Source organism: Bacillus sp. VA13 (genome assembly GCF_055710085.1).
This window is the reverse complement of sequence record NZ_JBVQPP010000005.1, coordinates 236,455-255,039: the sequence shown is the minus strand read 5'-3', so window position 1 is coordinate 255,039 and position 18,585 is coordinate 236,455. Positions and strand designations below refer to the sequence as shown.

The window sequence follows — 18,585 nt, the reverse complement described above, 5'->3', positions numbered from 1 at the left end:
TCTATTTCCCTTCTCGACCTTTCTTCATTTTCTAAAAATAATGAATTTTCCCAGCCGCTTTGTTTCTTTTAAATTGTGAATCGTTTCTTTATAATTAGTAAGGAACCCGAAATAATAAGAAGGTGATGTTATTTCTATCCGTAAGAAAAACTTTGTCATTGTGTGGCTGGCCAACTTTTTTGTCTCTGCCAGCACAACGATGATCGTTCCTTTTCTCTCCTTATATATTGAGACGCTCAGCACTTTTTCAAACGGCTTTGTGCAAAGGTGGAGCGGCTATGTGTTCGGCATTACATTTCTCATGGCGTTTTTGGTATCCCCGTTTTGGGGGCGGTTCGGAGACAAACGCGGATACAAGAAAATTCTTATGGCAACCGGAACGGGCATAGCCCTCAGCATTTTATTAATGGGCTTTGTTACATCGGTGTACCAATTGTTTTTTCTGCGTATGGCAATGGGGCTTGTAACCGGATTCATCCCGACATCTCTTGCGATGATTTCGGCACAGACTCCGAAGAGCTCAGCCGGTAAAACACTCGGCACGCTGCAAATGGGGCAAGTGTCCGGAAGCTTGTTCGGCCCGCTTTTGGGAGGCATGCTTGCTGATAATTTCGGCTTTACGTATACCTTTTTTATCACATCCTTTGTGATTTTCTTATCTGTTCTTCTCGTGTTATTCGGTGTCAAAGAAAAACCCCTTGCAGAGAAGACAGCCAAACGTACGTCTTACACGAGAAAAGAAGTGCTCTCCTATATTTTTCACCAGCCGGCGCTTTGGGTCATGATGCTGTTAACCATGCTGATTCAAACAGGCAATTTCAGTATCCAGCCGCTGCTCGCTTTATATGTAAATGAGCTGCACGGACCTGTCAACCTGGCCTTTTTCTCCGGCATGGCATTTTCAGCAACTGGACTCGGAAGTTTGCTGCTGGCTAGAAAATGGGGTGATCTGGGCGACCGCTACGGCCACCGCCGCATTTTAATCGGACTTTTACTTGCCGCCTCTTTCTTTTTTATTCCGCAGGCGCTCGCGTCCTCACTCAACGTGCTCCTTGTTTTCAGATTTTTATTCGGAATGGCGATGGGCGGTTTGCTGCCATGCATCACGGCAGCGATTCGCGTTCAGGCTCCCGGCAGCATTCAAGGAGAAGTACTCGGCTACAATGTCAGCTTTCGCTTTTTAGGAAACGTGCTCGGGCCTCTTCTGGGCGGAATCATATCGAGCCATTTTACAATTTCAGCCGCCTTTTATGTCACAGCGTTTCTCTTTTTCGCCGGCGCCTGCATGCTTTGGATCATGCAGAAATTCCGGAAAGATTCTTATGCCAAAGCAAGCTGATTCTCAGAAAAAACTGAGGAATCTTCTAAATTTAACCTTCTCGTAAACTCAAAAGAATGGTACGATATGGCTAGAATTTAGGAGAAAAGAGAGTGACCATGTTACGAAAAATAATCGGATGGATTTTGCTCCTTTGCATAATCCCATTGTTTGCATTTACAGTTATCGCTTCCGGAAAAGAAGTAAAACAAATGAAGTCCCTGGATCAGGTGCTTGATAAAAATATTAATCTGAAAGATATCAGCCTTGTTCAGAACAGCTACATGTATGACAGGGACGGCTCCTTGGTCTCGGAAATCGTCAGCGACCATGAAAACCGCGTACTCGTTCCATTTGACAAGATTCCCGAGGAAGTCAAACAGATTTTCTTAACGTCTGAGGACCGGCATTTTTACGAGCATAAAGGCTTTGACTTTATGGGAATGGTGCGGGCAACCGCTTCTAACGTAAAAGACAAGAAAATTGATCAGGGCGCAAGCACCATCACACAGCAGCTTTCAAGAAACTTGTATTTAAGCCACGAACGCTCCTTCAGCCGTAAGCTGACTGAGCTCGCGTATTCTTATCAGCTAGAGAAAAAGTATACGAAAAATGAAATTCTTGAAGCTTACTTAAATACCATTTACTTTAACAATGGCGTTTACGGTGTCGGTTCAGCGGCTGAATTCTATTTCAGCAAACCGCTGAAATCTCTCACAGTGGGAGAAATGGCTTTTATCTGTGCTATACCTAATAACCCTACATTATATGATCCTCTCAAGCATTTTGACTACACGAAAAGCCGTCAAGAACGTTTGCTTAAAGGGTTAAAAGATGCCGGGGTCATTACGGATAAAGAGCTGAAAAAAGCCGTCAAACAAAAAATCAAGCTGGATGTCGAAAAGAGAGAAGACAAATATCCGGACTACGTTTCCTATGTCAATGATGAATTCACTCAACTGGTGTCTGAATCAGAAGGCTATGATAAACGTCTTCAAAAAGCGTCAGGGAAACAAAAAGAAAAAATCGAAAACGAGCTGTCCGCAAGAGTCAGCACTCTGATGAAAGACGGCGTGAAAATTTATACTGCACTTAATCCGTACATGCAAAATCAGGTTGTGGCACAAATGAATGCCAAGCTCCCGTATGCGGACGTACAGGGCGGAGCGGCTGTGATTAATCACCAGACGCATCAAATCATCGCTCTATCCGGCGGGAAAAATTATCAAAAATATGACTTTAACCGCGCCTACCAGGCATACAGACAGCCGGGTTCATCCATTAAGCCGCTTCTTGATTACGGTCCTTATATTGAACAGACCGGCGCGACAGCAAGCAGCACCATTGATGCCAGCAAGTTTTGCAGCAGAGATTACTGTCCGCAAAACTACAATAACCGTACGTACGGGACAGTGACGCTCGACACGGCATTTAAAAATTCATATAATACACCGGCCATCAGAATGCTGGACCGTGTCGGCATCCAAAAAGCATTCAGTTATATTGAGCCGTATCATTTTGCCAAACTTGTCGACAGCGACTATCTTCTCCCGGCCGCGCTTGGCGGATTTACAAACGGCATGACGCCTCTTGAGATGACAAAGGCGTATACGACATTCGGCAACAGCGGAAGCTATACGCCGAGCCATGCGATTACAAAGGTGACAGACCTTAAAGGAAAAACGCTTTATAAATGGAATGATAAATCGACTCAAATATTCAGTGTCCGCACAAACATGCAGCTGAAAAAACTAATGTCTTCCGTTATGAAAAGCGGGACAGGGAAAAAAGGATATTTTAAAGCGCCTTACATCGGCGGTAAAACAGGAACATCAAATGATTATCACGATATGTGGTTTGTCGGCCTGACAGATACGTACACAATGGGTGTCTGGGTCGGAAAAGATACACCGAGCAGCGTTGAATATCTTCACAGCATCAGCCCTCAGCTTTCCATCTTTAAAGGAACGCTGCAAGCGGCTTATTAAAGGATCGGAGGGGATCTGGCGTGGCATCAGAACAAATTCCAAATCGCGTTTTGCTGTTTGACGGCGTGTGCAATTTATGCAATGGCGCCGTGCAATTTATCATTAAACGTGATCCAGATGGACTGATTTCTTTTACATCGTTGCAGTCGGAAACAGGACAGAGCTTGCTGAAAAAAAGCGGGCTCCCGACTGATCAGTTTGACAGCTTTGTCTTTATTGAAGACGGCCAAGTGTACACAAAGTCAACTGCAGCCATTAAGGTTTTCAGGCATCTGCGGGGCCTATGGCGCCTCTTCGTCCTGTTTTTCGCAGTGCCGAAGCCTTTCAGAGATATGGTCTATTCTTTCATTGCCAGGAACCGTTATAAGTGGTTTGGCAAAAAAAATGAATGTATGCTCCCCTCCCCTTCTATCAAAAAAAGATTTTTACCGTAAACGAAAAAATGGCTAGCTTACACAGGTAAGCTAGCCATTATGCTATTATAAAGCTTGATAAATATGAACAGAATACCGATAACAAAGGTAAACCAAAACAGCAGTTCCAATAGAATGAATCCGACTAATGACATGAGGGAAAGCGTCGAATAAATCCGGTATACAATAAACACAAAGTAAGCGAGCGTAACGACCGCAAACCAGATCACAATCCAGATGACATTTTGCAAGAGCACAAAGGATAAAATCCCGCCGCCTAAATAAATCATGGAACCCATTCTGATTTTTTTCAGATTGTTCCCTTCCGGATCATTAGCAAAAAACAGCAATGACAGCTCAGTCACGGTATTCGCAATTAATTTCAGAGCGGACAGAACCATAAAATATAAAAGTGCAAAGGCAGCAAATAACGCAAGCCTGATCCCTTTCTCTGAAAAATAATCGAGCATTCCATCATACATTCCAAATGAGGACAGCATCTTCAACGCATAAAGTGAAGTTGAAATGGATAACGACGAACTAAAAAGCAGGATCGCAATCAGCGGAAAGTATCCTGTCAAATAAGTATTTTTCATATAAAAAAGTCCCTTTCTATAATCTACCTCATTTATTATGGAGGACTTAAAACACATTGACAAGATAAATTATTCCATTTTTTCTCCTTTTTACGAATTACGATCCCAAATCTTCACAAAGCAGCATTTTGAGAGTAAAGTAGTACGCAGGAATCATAAAACGTAAGGAAGTTTTATATGAAAAAAACATTGAAACTGCAAACCAGACTCACCATATTTGTTTGTATCGTTGTGTTAATCGCGTTGCTCATTACATTTTTTACAGTAGGTGCCCAAACCACCACACGGATTAGAGATCAGGAAAAAGCCACTGCGCTGCAGACTGCTGAAATGGTAGCCGAGGCGCCGATCACAGCTTCTGCTTTAGAAAGCGGAAAAAACCAGAAGGAACTGCAAAGCTACACAAAGAGGGTTCAGAAAATCACGGGCACGGAATTTGTTGTCGTCATGGATATGGACGGCATTCGTAAAACCCATCCCGACCCGAACAAAATCGGAAAAAAATTCAGGGGCGGTGATGAATCGGAAGTATTAAATGGTCATGTCCACATCAGCACTGCCTCTGGCACGCTCGGGAAATCACAAAGAGCATTCGTCCCTGTCTACGCGGAGAATGGAAAACAGGTCGGTGCAGTCGCGGTCGGCATCACCGTAAATGAAATTGATGAAGTGATCAGCCACAGCTTACGGCCGCTCTACTTTATTATCTGTGTCAGCATTTTCGTCGGTGTAATCGGGGCTGTTATCGTCGCACGTACGGTGAAGAATATCATGTACGGACTTGAACCTTATGAAATTGCCACTCTTCTTGAAGAACGGAGCGCGATGCTGGAATCGACGAAGGAAGGAATACTTGCTGTCGATGAACACGGTAAAATCAAACTTGCCAACGCGGAAGCAAAGCGTCTATTCGTGAAAATGGGCATCAACACAAATCCCGTTGATCAGGATGTAAATGACATCTTGCCGAAAAGCCGCTTGAAAAAGGTCATTGAGACAAAAAAACCGCTTCAAGACAGAGACGTCCGCATTAACGGATTAGAGCTTGTGTTTAATGAAGTTCCCATCCAGCTGAAAGGACAAACCGTCGGAGCGATTGCGACATTCCGGGACAAAACCGAGGTAAAACATTTAGCTGAACAGCTTTCCGGTGTTAAAATGTATGCAAACGCATTGAGAGCGCAGTCTCATGAATTCATGAACAAACTGCATGTGATATTAGGCCTCGTCCAGCTGAAAGAATATGACGATCTTGGAGATTATATTAAAGATATTGCCATTCAGCAAAAATCAGAAACAAGCGAAATTATAAACGATGTCAAAAGCTCCGTACTGGCCGGTTTTCTGCTCGGAAAACAGAGCTTCATACGGGAGCAGGGCGCAAATCTTGATATAGAATGCAAAGGTGTCATCCCGAACGCGGCAGACCCTTCTGTCATCCATGAACTCATTACAATCATCGGAAATCTCATCAACAATGCCCTAGACGCCGTTGCCGATATGCCGAAAAAACAAATCACCATGTCCATGCGCTTTCATAACAGCATACTGGACATTGAAATTACCGATACTGGAGCAGGCATGTCTGAAGAAGACCAAGCCAAAGTATTTGAGCAAGGCTATTCAACAAAGGGCAAAAACCGGGGATTCGGCCTTTATTTTACACAGCAAAGCATCGAAAATTTAAAGGGCCAAATGATCCTCACAAGCGAAGAGAATGAAGGAACGACATTCAGTCTTCGCGTCCCGTACGAACCGAAGGAGGAAAATCATGATTAATGTACTAATAGTTGAAGATGACCCCATGGTGGGTGAATTAAATAAACGATACTTAAGCCAAATAGAAGGCTTTCAGCTGAAAGGCATCGCCTCTTCCTTTCAAAGCGCTCTGCATATTTTAGGAGAGCATCACATCGACCTTATTTTGCTCGATATTTATATGCCGGGTAAAAACGGGCTGGAACTGCTAACCGAACTGCGGGCCCAAAATGAAGCGGTTGACGTGATTGTCATCTCGGCGGCCAGCGAGCTTGACGTTATCAAGAAAACACTTCGTTACGGTGCTGTCGATTATTTAATCAAACCGTTTGAATTTGAACGTTTCCAAACTGCCCTGTCTGATTACAGACGAAAACAAAAGGTATATTCAACCCATCGCAACATGAGCCAGAAAGAACTGGACGCCGAGCTTTTCCAAAAGAAAGAAGCAACAGAAAAAGTACAGCTTCCTAAAGGCCTGACAAAAAGCACGCTGAAGCTGATTTGGTCCAGTATCCAGTCATTTGAAAATGAATCTTTTACAACAGAAGACCTGGCAAAGCACACAGAAATCTCTCAAGTATCCATACGAAAATACTTGAAGTTTCTTGAAGATATACAGGTTCTAAATGTAGAAATGGCGTATGGTACAATCGGAAGACCTGTGTTTCAGTACAACGTCAACACAGGAAACCTTAATGGAATTAAGCAATATCTATAAAAAAACGCACTGTTCACTCCGAGCAGTGCGTTTTTTTGTCATATCTCTTGCCAAGCTGCTTGATTCTATTGGTGATTAGTTATACAAGAATAATATAGGGCCTTTTTACATTTTTGAGCAAACAATTCTAAAAATAGATATTTTTAAAAAAATTATGCGAAATTCTATTTATTTCTTGTGAGTAAAATGATAAATTATGATTGGTTAGTTGATCCCAAAACTAAGTCATAAGTCTCACTTCAGAAAAAGATGTCACGGTTTTCCGCCTGGAACGCCTTCCGCATCCTTCTCTTCCCCTCCTTTCGAAGGAAACACTCACACCACGCTTATTCAGGGAAGATCAGAACTGTCTCAGCGCATTCCATTTGTTATTATCAGAAAATTTTATCGATTCTAAGAAATTGTACAGACATCCCATCACATGACTGGCCGGATCAGCTTTGAACCAAATTTTTCTGGGGGGTTATATCTTTGAATAAACGAAAAATCGGATTGGCGATGTCACTTGTGATCGCAGCAGGCACCATATTAGGAGCATGCGGAAACAGCGAAAAAAGCAGCGGCTCCAGCGAAGATAAAAATAAATTCAGTGTGGCGATGGTTACTGACGTAGGCGGAGTAGATGACAAATCCTTCAACCAATCAGCCTGGGAAGGCATTCAAGCCTTCGGCAAAGAGAACGGGCTGGAAAAAGGCAAAAACGGTTACGACTACCTTCAATCAAAATCAGATGCAGACTATACAACGAACTTAAATAAATTAGCACGCGAGAATTTCGACTTGATTTACGGGGTCGGCTACTTAATGGAGGACTCAATCAGCGAAATTGCTGATCAGCGCAAAAATACAAACTTTGCGATCATAGATGCTGTGGTTGATAAAGACAACGTCGCAAGTATTACGTTTAAAGAACAGGAAGGCTCATTTCTCGTTGGAGTGGCCGCAGCCCTATCAAGCAAATCAGGAAAAATCGGATTTGTAGGCGGCATGGAATCAGAGTTAATCAAAAAATTCGAGGTCGGCTTCCGTGCCGGCGTGCAGGCTGTAAACCCTAAAGCCGTTGTCGAAGTGAAATACGCAGGCGGTTTCGATAAAGCCGATGTCGGTAAAGCCACCGCCGAAAGCATGTATAAATCCGGCGTAGATGTTATTTATCACTCTGCAGGCGCTACTGGGACAGGTGTCTTTACTGAAGCGAAAAACCTAAAAAAAGAAAATCCGAAACGCGATGTCTGGGTCATCGGTGTCGATAAAGACCAATACGCAGAAGGCCAGGTAGAAGGAACAGATGATAACGTCACCCTCACTTCCATGGTCAAAAAAGTAGATACAGCGGTTGAAGATTTAACGAAAAAAGCACGCGAAGGAAAGTTCCCGGGCGGCGAAACCCTCACCTACGGCCTTGATCAGGACGGGGTCGGCATTTCCTCATCTCAACAAAATCTATCGGGTGATGTGATTAAAGCGGTTGATGAATGGAAGAAAAAAATCATCGACGGATTGGAAGTGCCGGCAACTGAGAAAGAGCTGAAAACCTTCAAAGCTGAATAAGAATCGCGGGGATAAGGAGGTCGAGCCCTTATCCCTTGTTTTTCTTTTATTTTGATTAAAGGAGCGGTCAAATCAGTGGAATATGTCATTGAAATGCTCAATATCCGCAAGGAGTTTCCTGGTATTGTCGCCAATGACAATATCAATCTTCAGGTCAAAAAAGGCGAAATACATGCGTTGCTCGGTGAAAACGGAGCGGGGAAATCAACGTTGATGAATGTCCTTTTCGGGCTGTATCAGCCGGAGCGGGGTGAAATTCGGGTGCGCGGCGAGAAGGTGCACATCAACAGCCCGAACAAAGCGAATGACCTTGGCATCGGGATGGTACACCAGCACTTTATGCTTGTTGACACCTTTACAGTTGCTGAAAACATTATTCTCGGCAAAGAGCCAAAAAAGTTTGGCAGAATTGACCGGAAGCGTGCTGTCCAAGAGGTGCAGGACATTTCCGACCAATACGGCCTTCAGATTCATCCCGGAGCAAAAGTCGCTGACATATCTGTCGGCATGCAGCAGCGCGCAGAAATATTAAAAACCCTCTACCGCGGGGCAGACATTCTGATTTTTGATGAACCGACGGCTGTATTGACCCCTCATGAAATCAAAGAACTGATGCAAATCATGAAGAATCTGGTCAACGAGGGAAAATCAATTATCTTAATCACCCATAAACTGAAAGAGATTATGGGGGTTTGTGACCGCGTTACCATTATCCGCAAAGGAAAAGGCATCAAAACACTTGATGTCCGTGATACAAACAAAGACGAGCTCGCCAGTCTTATGGTCGGCCGCGAAGTATCATTCAAAACCGAAAAGAAGGCTGCTCAGCCAGGAGCGGAAGTGCTTGCGATTGACGGAATGACTGTAAAGGATACCCGCGGAGTAGAGACAGTCAGGGATTTATCGCTTTCTGTCAAAGCAGGAGAAATTGTCGGCATAGCCGGCGTTGACGGAAACGGGCAGTCGGAGCTGATTGAAGCAATAACAGGCCTTCGCAATACAGATTCAGGAACAATCACCTTAAACGGAAAACAAATCCAAAACCTGACGCCAAGAAAAGTGACCGAATCCGGAATCGGGCATATTCCTCAGGACCGCCATAAACATGGTCTCGTCCTTGATTTTCCGATCGGAGAAAATATCGTGCTGCAAAGCTATTACAAAAAGCCGTATGCAGCATTTGGCGTATTACATAAAGGCGAAATGTACAAAAAAGCACGCAGCCTGATCAGCGAGTACGATGTCAGAACGCCGGATGAATATACACACGCCCGGGCATTGTCAGGCGGAAACCAGCAAAAAGCGATTATCGGGCGGGAAGTAGACCGGAATCCTGATTTATTAATCGCCGCCCAGCCGACTCGCGGCCTTGATGTCGGAGCGATTGAATTTGTCCATAAAAAGCTCATTGAGCAGCGCGATGCTGGAAAAGCCGTTCTTCTCCTCTCGTTTGAGCTTGAAGAAATTATGAATCTCAGTGACAGAATCGCCGTTATTTTTGAAGGACATATTATCGCCACGGTCGATCCGCAGGACACCACTGAGCAGGAACTCGGTCTCTTGATGGCAGGAAGCATGCAAAAGGAAGCGGGGAAAGCAAATGGTTAAACGTCTCTCTCATTTACTCGTGCCCCTCATTGCAATCATACTCGGTCTTGCGGCCGGCGCGCTGATTATGCTTGCGAGCGGATATAGTGTGATCAGCGGATATTCGGCTTTGTGGAATGGAATATTCGGAGAAATCTATTATGTCGGAGAAACCATCCGGCAAATTACACCTTATATTTTATCGGGGTTGGCTGTCGCCTTTGCATTCCGAACTGGACTCTTTAATATCGGCGTCGAGGGCCAGCTGCTCGTCGGCTGGACAGCAGCTGTTTGGGTCGGGACGGCGTTTGACGGACCGGCATATATTCACATGCCGCTCGCACTGATTACAGCGGCGGCTGCAGGAGGATTATGGGGTTTTATTCCCGGTGTTTTGAAAGCGCGCTTCTACGTTCATGAAGTCATTGTCACCATTATGATGAATTATATCGCGCTGCATATGACCAATTACATCATTTCAAACGTCTTGACAGATCGTCAGGATAAGACGGAGAAAATTCACGAATCCGCCTCCCTTCGATCGCCGTTTCTTGAACAGATAACCGATTATTCACGGCTGCATTGGGGGATCATCGTTGCTCTTCTCGCAGCAGTTGTCATGTGGTTTATCATCAACAAAACAACAAAGGGATTTGAGCTTCGAGCGGTCGGATTCAACCAGCACGCTTCCCAGTATGCCGGTATGAGCGTGCGGAAGAATATCATGACCTCCATGCTCATCTCAGGTGCTTTTGCAGGTCTTGCAGGAGCCATGGAGGGGCTTGGGACTTTCGAATACGCAGCCGTGAAAGGCGCATTTACCGGCGTAGGCTTTGACGGTATCGCTGTCGCTCTTCTCGGGGGGAACACAGCTGTCGGCGTTGTGCTGGCTGCATGCCTGCTGGGCGGACTGAAAATCGGCGCTTTAAATATGCCGATTGAATCAGGCGTTCCATCAGAGGTTGTCGATATTGTGATTGCCATTATCATTCTGTTTGTGGCTTCAAGCTACGCAATTCGTTTTGTCATGGACAAATTGAAGAAAAAGGGGGCGAACTAAGTGGACTTTGTGCAGATTTTATCCATCATTGTCCCAGCCACACTCGTCTATGCCGCCCCGCTTATTTTAACTGCTCTCGGCGGCGTGTTTTCCGAGAGATCAGGAGTTGTGAATATCGGTCTTGAAGGCCTCATGATTATCGGGGCGTTCACCAGCGTGTTATTTAATTTATTTTTAGGTCCGGAATTGGGTGCCGCCGCGCCTTGGCTTTCACTCCTTGCCGCCATGGCAGCAGGCGCGCTGTTCTCACTGATTCACGCGGCTTCGGCCATTTCGTTTCGCGCCGATCAGACAGTCAGCGGCGTCGCCATTAACATGCTGGCGCTCGGGGCAACTTTATTTATTGTAAAACTGATCTACGGCAAAGCGCAGACAGACAAAATCCCTGAGCCTTTTTATAAAACGAAAATTCCCGGCTTGGGCGACATTCCTGTATTGGGAAAAATCTTCTTTTCGGATGTCTATTATACGTCTATTCTTGCAATTGCATTGGCCTTTATTTCTTGGTTTATCTTGTTCAAAACACCGTTCGGCCTTCGTATCCGTTCTGTCGGAGAGCATCCGATGGCGGCCGATACGATGGGAATCAACGTATATAAAATGCGCTACATCGGCGTGATGATCAGCGGATTGTTCGGCGGTCTCGGCGGCGGCGTATATGCCTCCACGATTGCGCTTGATTTCACGCACTCTACCATCTCCGGACAAGGCTTTATCGCACTGGCAGCGCTTGTATTCGGAAAATGGCATCCAATTGGAGCACTGGGGGCCGCCCTGTTTTTCGGATTCGCCCAAAGCTTAAGCATCATTGGATCGCTTCTCCCTCTTTTTAAAGACATACCAAATGTGTATATGCTGATGGCCCCTTATGTCTTAACGATTCTCGCTTTAACCGGCTTTATCGGGCGGGCTGATGCGCCAAAAGCCAATGGCGTGCCTTATATTAAAGGAAAAAGATAAAACATTCTCCCCTGGGAAGACGCTTCTCAGGGATTTTTTTCTAATCCAAAAGACCCTCTTAATTTAATTGTTTATCAGTTTTTTAACTTAAAAAAATATGAAGTGTTAACGCTTTCTTGTAGACTGTAACAAACAATACATGGGGGTGTATGACATGGGAGCAATTCCAAAAACGGGGACAATTTCACCTGAGCAAAAAGACCCACAGGGGAAAAACCTGTTTCAAAAAATCTGGTCTTGGGAAATCGGTGTGATTCCTCTGCCATTATACACAGTATTAGCTGTTATTATTATTCTTGCAGCCTATTACAATGAGCTGCCGGCAAATATGCTTGGCGGGTTTGCCATCATCATGATTCTTGGCGTGTTTCTTGGAGACATAGGCCAACGCATACCGATATTGAAGGATATTGGCGGCCCTGCCATTTTATCTTTGTTTGTTCCTTCATTTTTAGTCTTTTACAATGTGCTGAATTCAACATCTTTAGACGCTGTAACCAATCTGATGAAAACGTCTAACTTCCTTTATTTCTATATCGCTTGTCTGGTTGTGGGAAGTATCCTCGGAATGAACAGAACTGTTTTAATACAAGGGTTTATCAGGATGTTCGTTCCGCTTGTTGCTGGAACGATCGCAGCAGTTGCGGCCGGCATCCTTGTCGGATTTATTTTTGGCTACAGTGCCTACGATTCCTTTTTCTTTGTTGTTGTTCCGATTATTGCCGGGGGAATAGGCGAAGGAATTTTACCGCTCTCAATCGCTTATTCACAAATACTCGGTTCATCCGCTGATGTGTATGTGTCTCAGCTGGTCCCTGCTGCTATTATCGGAAACGTTTTTGCTATCATCTGTGCTGCCTTAATGAAAAAGCTTGGCGATAAGCGGCCTGATCTAAATGGAAACGGACGCCTCGTCAAATCTAAAAAAGCAAATGAGATTTTCAACCAAAAAGAAGCGGAAGCAAAAATTGATTTTAAATTGATGGGAGCCGGCGTTCTGCTCGCGTGTACATTCTTTATTTTCGGCGGGTTATTGGAGAAATTCATCTTCATACCGGGCGCGATCTTAATGATTATTTCAGCTGCGGCTGTCAAATATGCAAATATTCTTCCGAAAAAAATGGAGGATGGCGCTTACCAGCTTTATAAATTTATTTCTTCAAGCTTTACATGGCCGCTGATGGTCGGTCTCGGCATCCTCTTTATTCCGTTGGATGACGTGGCATCTGTGATTTCTATTCCGTTTGTCATCATTTGTATTTCAGTTGTTATCGCAATGATTGCTTCTGGATATTTTGTGGGCAAGCTGATGAACATGTACCCGGTTGAATCTGCAATCGTTACCTGCTGCCACAGCGGTCTCGGCGGAACTGGTGATGTTGCGATTTTATCAGCGTCAGGAAGAATGGGCCTTATGCCGTTCGCCCAAATTTCCACCCGCCTCGGCGGTGCAGGTACAGTTATTTGTGCGACAGTTCTGCTTCGTTTTTTCACTTCATAATCAGAAAAAGAGTTCCGTTATATGCGGAACTCTTTTTTTATCTGTTCACAATCCGGATATACTCTCGGGGGCCAAACGGCAGATCCATTGATTCCATTTCACTCAATCTGGCTGACAGGTGGTGCTCCAATAAATACAGCTCCCACTCCTCACTAGCCTCCGCACCGCTACGCCCGTCATATTGATTCAAAATGAATGCCCCAGCAAATACTGAGCAGAATAAACCTGAACACATCAATACCTTTCTTTTCACATGACCAGCTCCTTACATTCAGCTTGATCAGGAATGATTTTAAATATACAAATGACATTATTTTTGTTAGACTTATTTTGAGGTCAAAAGAACTCATAAAAGCTCATTGCGCAGTTCGAAGCATGGCAGCTTGCAGAAAAGTGCGATATAATTTGGACTAGGTCGTTTGACCGTATATTTGATACATAGCGCATTTTTCAATTGAGAAAGAGAAAAAGGAGGTTTAACTTTGCAGCTCTTACATTTTGCTATTTTATCGCCTTTCTTATTTGCTTTTATCATTCCCTTTTTGGCAAAATACGCAAAAAGAGTGCACACGGGCTGGTTTGTGTTGATCCTGCCCGTCTTGCTGTTTATATACTTTCTCCCAATGATCAGGATGACACAATCTGGAGAAACACTGCGGTCGGTATTTGAGTGGATTCCTTCACTTGGCATTAACTTTACCGTTTATATAGACGGTCTCGGATTATTATTCGCCTTACTGATCACAGGCATCGGCTCTTTGGTCACTCTTTACAGTATTTTTTATTTATCGAAAGAAAAAGAACAGCTTGGGCCCTTTTATGTCTACTTATTGATGTTCATGGGCGCCATGCTCGGTGTCGTTCTTGTAGACAATGTCATGGTTCTCTACATGTTTTGGGAGCTTACCAGCCTTTCGTCCTTTTTGCTGATCGGCTATTGGTATAAGCGTGAAAAGTCGCGCTACGGCGCCGCCAAATCACTTTTGATTACGGTCAGCGGCGGGCTGTGCATGCTCGGCGGATTTATTCTCCTTTATCTGATAACGGATTCCTTCAGTATTAGAGAGATGATTCATCAGGTTCAATTAATTGCCGGCCACGACTTGTTTATCCCGGCTATGATTCTCATTTTATTAGGGGCTTTTACGAAATCCGCGCAATTCCCTTTTTATATCTGGCTGCCTGATGCGATGGAAGCTCCGACACCTGTCAGCGCTTATCTCCATTCAGCTACTATGGTCAAAGCCGGCATTTATGTGATTGCGAGATTCAGTCCTATTTTCGCTTTTTCTGCTCAGTGGTTTTGGATCGTTTCCCTCGTCGGGCTCTTTACGATGGTTTGGGGTTCATTCCATGCCGTGAAACAAACTGATTTAAAATCGATTTTGGCATTTTCAACCGTCAGCCAGCTCGGAATGATCATCTCCATGCTCGGAGTCAGTGCTGCGGCCCTTCATTACGGCCATACAGAATATTATACAGTTGCCGCCATGGCTGCCATTTTCCATTTAATCAATCACGCTACCTTTAAAGGAAGCTTGTTTATGGCAGTCGGGATTATCGATCACGAAACAGGCACACGGGATGTCCGGAAGCTCGGCGGCCTGATGGCGATAATGCCGATTACATTTACGATTTCCTTAATCGGAACATTTTCAATGGCCGGCCTTCCGCCGTTTAACGGGTTTTTGAGTAAAGAAATGTTTTTCACAAGCATGCTTCGCGTGACACATTTCGATCTGTTCAACGTACAGACATGGGGCATTCTATTCCCTGTTCTCGCCTGGATCGGAAGCGTATTTACGTTTATCTACAGCATGAAATTGCTGTTTAAAACATTCAGAGGAAGTTACCAGCCTGAACAGCTTAAAAAACAGGCTCACGAAGCGCCGATTGGCATGCTCGTATCACCTGTCATTCTTGTCGCTTTGGCTGTCAGTCTCTTCTTTTTCCCGAATATATTGTCGTACAGCTTGATAGAGCCTGCGATGAACTCGATCTATCCGACACTGCTGGACAGCCATGAGAAATTCCATGTTCACATTTCACAGTGGCACGGGTTGAATACAGAAGTGCTGATGACTGCAGGCATTATTGTTATCGGCACCATCGGATATTTGTCGCTGAATAAGTGGAAGGGAATCTATAAGCTGTTTCCTTCGAAGCTCACACTCAACCGGTTATACGACAAGCTTGTGACGCTGATGGAGAAAGGGTCTTACCGAGTCACAAAGCAATATATGACCGGGTTTTTAAGGGATTACTTGCTGTATATCTTCGCTGGTTTCATCATTCTGATGGGCGGAGCTTTTGTCATCAAAGGCGGATTTTCCTTTACAACAGAAGGCATGGCTAAAATCGGCGTATACGAAATCATTTTGACGCTTGTCATGATCAGCGCCACAGCGGCAACTGTTTTTGCCAGATCAAGACTGACGGCGATTATCTCACTTGGTGTCGTCGGTTATGCGCTCGCATTGTTTTTTGTGATTTTCAGAGCGCCGGACTTGGCCTTGACCCAGCTTGTCATTGAAACCATTTCTGTGGCACTGTTTCTGCTTTGTTTCTATCATCTGCCGAAACTGAGGCTGAAAAAGAAAACGAGAACGTTCCGATTGACGAACTTTATCATTGCTTTAGGCGTCGGTATTATCGTCACCCTGCTTGGTATCGCATCATCAAGCCAGCGGACAAAAGACAGCATTTCATCCTTCTTCTTAAAACACAGCCACGATCTCGGCGGAGGGGATAATGTCGTCAATGTCATCCTCGTTGATTTCAGGGGCTTTGATACAATGTTTGAAATTACGGTATTAACGATTGCCGCTCTTGGCATTTACAGCATGATTAAAACAAAAGTAAAAGAGGAGGGGAAAAGCGGTGAATGAACAAAAAACAAATGACTTGATTCTTCAAACCGTGACAAAGCTGGTATCCTTTATCATTTTGCTTTTCTCTTTCTATTTATTTTTATCAGGGCATAACGCACCAGGAGGAGGCTTTGTCGGCGGACTGATCACGTCCTCTTCCATCGTTCTATTGCTCTTGGCATATGATTTAAAAACCGTGCGTTCCATTTTGCCGGTTAATTTCATTTATATCGCGGGAGCCGGCCTTCTGCTCGCTGTATTAACCGGGGTTGGCTCCTTTGTCTTCGGGGCTCCTTTTTTAACCCACACATTCGGATACTTTCAGCTGCCGATCCTCGGGAAAACGGAGCTCGCCACGGCGACGATATTTGATTTAGGCGTTTATCTAGTTGTCGTAGGCATTACGATGACCATTATTCAAACGATTGGAGAGGAAGAATAATGGAAATCTTAATGGCTGTTTTAGCCGGTATTATTTTTATGGCTGCTACGTATTTGCTGCTGTCTAAAAGCCTGCTTCGCGTCATTATCGGAACAGCACTGTTAAGCCATGGCGTTCATTTAATGCTTTTGACTATGGGAGGATTAAAGAAAGGTGCCGCTCCGATTTTGAGCGAGCATGCCAAATCATTTGTCGATCCGCTTCCGCAAGCCCTGATTTTGACCGCAATTGTCATTTCATTTGGCGTTACATCATTCATCCTCGTCATGGCCTTTCGCGCTTATCAGGAATTGAAATCGGACGATATGGATCAAATGAGGGGAAATGATCAACATGAATAATTTTGTTATTTTGCCAATCCTGATCCCGCTTCTGTCGGCCATTCTGCTGATTTTCATGACGAAGAATCTTATGCTCATGCGGATCTTCAGCACTGCGGCATCGGCAATCGGGATTGTGATCAGTGGCATACTCGTACAGACTGTCTTTACAAATGGTATCCAGACACTCAGTTTGGGCGGCTGGAAAGCGCCGTACGGCATTGTGCTGGTCGCAGACCAATTCGCCAGCCTGCTCGTTCTCACAACATCGATAATTGGTTTATTGGTTGTGCTTTATTCCTTCCGTTCCGTCGGTGAAAAACGGGAGCGTTCCTTTTATTACTCTGGTGTTCAGTTTTTGCTTGCCGGTGTCAGCGGAGCGTTTTTAACAGGCGATTTATTTAATATGTACGTGTTTTTTGAGCTCCTGCTTATTGCTTCCTATATGCTGATTGTATTAGGCGGCACAAAAATTCAGCTGCGGGAGTCCCTTAAATATATTGTGTTTAATATCGTATCGTCTGCCTTGTTTGTCATCGGCGTCGGCTTTTTATACGCTGTAACCGGTACGTTAAACATGGCCGATCTTAGTGTGAAAATCAGCGAATCAGGACAAACCGGGCTGATCACTGTGATTGGTGTCCTGCTGCTTTTGGTATTTGGCATGAAGGGCGGAATCTTCCCCCTCTACTTTTGGCTTCCAGGCTCTTATTACGCGCCTCCGGCGGCAATCTCCGCGTTGTTCGGCGCATTGCTCACAAAAGTCGGTTTATACGCGATCACTAGGGTCTTCACATTGATTTTTATTCACGATACAGCCTTTACCCATCAGCTGATGATTTGGCTCGCGGCGCTGACTGTGATTTTCGGTGTTATCGGTTCACTCGCTTATTCGGATGTCATGAAAATTGTGATCTACAACATTATTACTGCTGTCGGCGTGATTTTGTTCGGTGTGGCAGTTCATACCCCCGCATCAATCCAAGGCGCGATTTATTATCTGATTCACGATATGCTGATTAAAGGCGCTTTATTTATGCTGGCAGGGACGCTGATCGCATTGACTGGAACAGCGAGCCTGCACAAAATGGGCGGGCTGATCAAACGCTACCCTGTTCTAGGATGGATGTTTTTCATTTCAGCTATTTCTCTTGCGGGCATCCCGCCTCTCAGCGGATTTGTCGGCAAATTGAAAATTGCGGAGGGCGGCTTCACAGAAGGTGAATTTACGATTTCCATGCTGATTCTGCTTTCGAGTCTGCTCGTACTTTACTCTGTGCTGAGGATCTTTATACATGCGTTTTGGGGCGAAGAAAAAGAAACACCAAAACCAAATCATAGAACAGCTAAAGGACTTCTTTATCCGGCAGCTATTTTTCTCTTACTGTCTCTTCTCTTCGGATTGGGTACAGAATGGGTGTCACCTTACGTTGATCAAGCGGCCGAGACGTTGCTGAATCCGGAAAAATATATTGAAGCTGTTTTGAAGGAGTAGATCGC

At 44.6% G+C, this 18,585-nt stretch carries 17 protein-coding genes; 14 read left to right on the top strand and 3 right to left on the bottom strand.

Features of this window, described 5'->3' with window-relative positions; all coding sequences use genetic code 11:
• Positions 1-24: 24 nt before the first annotated feature.
• A complete protein-coding gene (locus AC0C66_RS18885) occupies positions 25-228 on the bottom strand; it encodes a hypothetical protein (protein ID WP_041521190.1) in 204 nt (67 codons plus the stop codon).
• Here AC0C66_RS18885 and AC0C66_RS18880 point away from each other — a divergent pair.
• The 3 genes from AC0C66_RS18880 to AC0C66_RS18870 all read left to right on the top strand — a co-directional run bounded on the left by AC0C66_RS18880 (position 131) and on the right by AC0C66_RS18870 (position 3,740).
• A complete protein-coding gene (locus tag AC0C66_RS18880; protein WP_222593570.1) occupies positions 131-1,339 on the top strand; it encodes a multidrug efflux MFS transporter in 1,209 nt (402 codons plus the stop codon). The two genes, AC0C66_RS18885 and AC0C66_RS18880, sit on opposite strands and share 98 nt — an antisense overlap.
• A 92-nt stretch (positions 1,340-1,431) precedes the next feature.
• The gene (locus tag AC0C66_RS18875; RefSeq protein ID WP_072182181.1) at positions 1,432-3,306 is read left to right on the top strand and encodes a transglycosylase domain-containing protein; all 1,875 of its coding nucleotides are present in this window, start codon (positions 1,432-1,434) and stop codon (positions 3,304-3,306) included.
• 20 nt (positions 3,307-3,326) lie between these two features.
• A complete protein-coding gene (locus AC0C66_RS18870; protein WP_003220746.1) occupies positions 3,327-3,740 on the top strand; it encodes a thiol-disulfide oxidoreductase DCC family protein in 414 nt (137 codons plus the stop codon).
• Between the two features lie 17 nt (positions 3,741-3,757).
• Here the strand turns inward: AC0C66_RS18870 and AC0C66_RS18865 are convergent, their stop codons facing one another.
• The gene (locus AC0C66_RS18865) at positions 3,758-4,315 is read right to left on the bottom strand and encodes a YufK family protein (RefSeq protein WP_003220744.1); all 558 of its coding nucleotides are present in this window, start codon (positions 4,313-4,315) and stop codon (positions 3,758-3,760) included.
• A gap of 177 nt (positions 4,316-4,492) precedes the next feature.
• Between AC0C66_RS18865 and maeL the strand changes: the two genes are divergently transcribed.
• The 7 genes from maeL to maeN all read left to right on the top strand — a co-directional run bounded on the left by maeL (position 4,493) and on the right by maeN (position 13,453).
• Complete coding sequence (maeL, locus tag AC0C66_RS18860; protein ID WP_072182180.1) at positions 4,493-6,094, top strand: two-component system sensor histidine kinase MaeL; 1,602 nt, start codon at positions 4,493-4,495, stop codon at positions 6,092-6,094.
• Positions 6,087-6,794 carry a two-component system response regulator MaeM gene (maeM, locus tag AC0C66_RS18855; RefSeq protein ID WP_003220739.1) on the top strand — a complete coding sequence of 236 codons (708 nt, stop codon included), beginning with the start codon at positions 6,087-6,089 and terminating at the stop codon, positions 6,792-6,794. The genes maeL and maeM overlap by 8 nt, the downstream gene beginning before the upstream one ends.
• Before the next feature lie 471 nt (positions 6,795-7,265).
• A complete protein-coding gene (gene nupN / locus AC0C66_RS18850) occupies positions 7,266-8,345 on the top strand; it encodes a guanosine ABC transporter substrate-binding protein NupN (protein WP_409509142.1) in 1,080 nt (359 codons plus the stop codon).
• A 75-nt stretch (positions 8,346-8,420) separates the two neighbouring features.
• Complete coding sequence (gene nupO / locus AC0C66_RS18845; RefSeq protein ID WP_072182201.1) at positions 8,421-9,953, top strand: guanosine ABC transporter ATP-binding protein NupO; 1,533 nt, start codon at positions 8,421-8,423, stop codon at positions 9,951-9,953.
• Positions 9,946-10,992, top strand: coding sequence for a guanosine ABC transporter permease NupP (gene nupP, locus AC0C66_RS18840; protein ID WP_003241062.1), 1,047 nt, complete (start codon positions 9,946-9,948; stop codon positions 10,990-10,992). The genes nupO and nupP overlap by 8 nt, the downstream gene beginning before the upstream one ends.
• On the top strand, positions 10,993-11,952 hold the full coding sequence (gene nupQ, locus AC0C66_RS18835) for a guanosine ABC transporter permease NupQ (protein WP_014114973.1): 960 nt from the start codon (positions 10,993-10,995) through the stop codon (positions 11,950-11,952).
• A 154-nt stretch (positions 11,953-12,106) separates the two neighbouring features.
• Complete coding sequence (maeN, locus tag AC0C66_RS18830; protein WP_014114974.1) at positions 12,107-13,453, top strand: sodium/malate symporter MaeN; 1,347 nt, start codon at positions 12,107-12,109, stop codon at positions 13,451-13,453.
• A 37-nt stretch (positions 13,454-13,490) separates the two neighbouring features.
• On the opposite strand, the gene AC0C66_RS18825 is transcribed toward maeN, so the two are convergent.
• Positions 13,491-13,706: a hypothetical protein gene (locus tag AC0C66_RS18825; protein ID WP_072182178.1), complete on the bottom strand. Its 216-nt coding sequence runs from the start codon at positions 13,704-13,706 to the stop codon at positions 13,491-13,493.
• 229 nt (positions 13,707-13,935) lie between these two features.
• Between AC0C66_RS18825 and AC0C66_RS18820 the strand changes: the two genes are divergently transcribed.
• From AC0C66_RS18820 to AC0C66_RS18805, 4 genes are read left to right on the top strand one after another with little or no spacing between them, the layout of a single operon-like run.
• Positions 13,936-16,341, top strand: coding sequence for a Na+/H+ antiporter subunit A (locus AC0C66_RS18820; RefSeq protein WP_061188036.1), 2,406 nt, complete (start codon positions 13,936-13,938; stop codon positions 16,339-16,341).
• Entirely contained in the window at positions 16,334-16,765 is a 432-nt protein-coding gene (locus AC0C66_RS18815) for a Na(+)/H(+) antiporter subunit B (protein ID WP_014114977.1), read from the top strand. Before AC0C66_RS18820 ends, AC0C66_RS18815 begins: the two co-directional genes overlap by 8 nt.
• Positions 16,765-17,106 (top strand): Na(+)/H(+) antiporter subunit C, encoded by a 342-nt coding sequence (locus tag AC0C66_RS18810; RefSeq protein WP_003220730.1) that lies wholly within the window; start codon positions 16,765-16,767, stop codon positions 17,104-17,106. The genes AC0C66_RS18815 and AC0C66_RS18810 overlap by 1 nt, the downstream gene beginning before the upstream one ends.
• Positions 17,099-18,580, top strand: coding sequence for a Na+/H+ antiporter subunit D (locus AC0C66_RS18805; RefSeq protein WP_041521055.1), 1,482 nt, complete (start codon positions 17,099-17,101; stop codon positions 18,578-18,580). The genes AC0C66_RS18810 and AC0C66_RS18805 overlap by 8 nt, the downstream gene beginning before the upstream one ends.
• The last annotated feature ends 5 nt before the right edge of the window (positions 18,581-18,585 follow it).

What these genes read in the sequence shown, in the direction of transcription:
- maeM (WP_003220739.1), top strand. Translation starts at nt 6,087, where the DNA reads ATGATTAATGTACTAATAGTTGAAGATGACCCCATGGTGGGTGAATTA.
- AC0C66_RS18810 (WP_003220730.1), top strand. Translation starts at nt 16,765, where the DNA reads ATGGAAATCTTAATGGCTGTTTTAGCCGGTATTATTTTTATGGCTGCT.
- maeL (WP_072182180.1), top strand. Translation starts at nt 4,493, where the DNA reads ATGAAAAAAACATTGAAACTGCAAACCAGACTCACCATATTTGTTTGT.
- nupP (WP_003241062.1), top strand. Translation starts at nt 9,946, where the DNA reads ATGGTTAAACGTCTCTCTCATTTACTCGTGCCCCTCATTGCAATCATA.
- maeN (WP_014114974.1), top strand. Translation starts at nt 12,107, where the DNA reads ATGGGAGCAATTCCAAAAACGGGGACAATTTCACCTGAGCAAAAAGAC.
- AC0C66_RS18805 (WP_041521055.1), top strand. Translation starts at nt 17,099, where the DNA reads ATGAATAATTTTGTTATTTTGCCAATCCTGATCCCGCTTCTGTCGGCC.
- AC0C66_RS18865 (WP_003220744.1), bottom strand. Translation starts at nt 4,315, where the DNA reads ATGAAAAATACTTATTTGACAGGATACTTTCCGCTGATTGCGATCCTG.